The sequence below is a fragment of the Vibrio sp. 10N.261.52.A1 genome (assembly GCF_002876325.1).
Classification (GTDB): Bacteria; Pseudomonadota; Gammaproteobacteria; order Enterobacterales; family Vibrionaceae; genus Vibrio; species Vibrio chagasii.
This window is the reverse complement of the sequence record NZ_MCYD01000374.1, coordinates 1-300: the sequence shown is the minus strand read 5'-3', so window position 1 is coordinate 300 and position 300 is coordinate 1. Positions and strand designations below refer to the sequence as shown.

Below are 300 nucleotides of genomic sequence, written 5' to 3'. Positions count from 1 at the left end.
ATATTCCTATTTAAGGGTAGGAATAGGAATAGAAGCTGAGCCCCATTTTTATCAAAAGACCGCCGACTCGTTAAAGCCTGCGGTCCTAAATTTGATTAAAGACCTGCTAGTTTCGCAGTGTCTTCAGCAATTACTAGCTCTTCGTTAGTAGAGATAACCATTGCAGGGATACGGCTGTTAGCTGTAGTGATAGTACCTTCGCCGCCGAAACGAGCTTTAAGGTTAGCTTCACCGTCAACTTCGATGCCGAAGATGCCTAGGCGGTTTAGAACCATTTCACGGATTGGGCCAGAGTTTTCG

At 45.3% G+C, this 300-nt stretch carries 1 pseudogene; it reads right to left on the bottom strand.

Annotation, left to right across the window (positions count from 1 at the left end):
• Nucleotides 1-95: 95 nt before the first annotated feature.
• Nucleotides 96-300, bottom strand: a pseudogene (locus BCT81_RS04475) (acetate kinase); the annotation flags it as partial.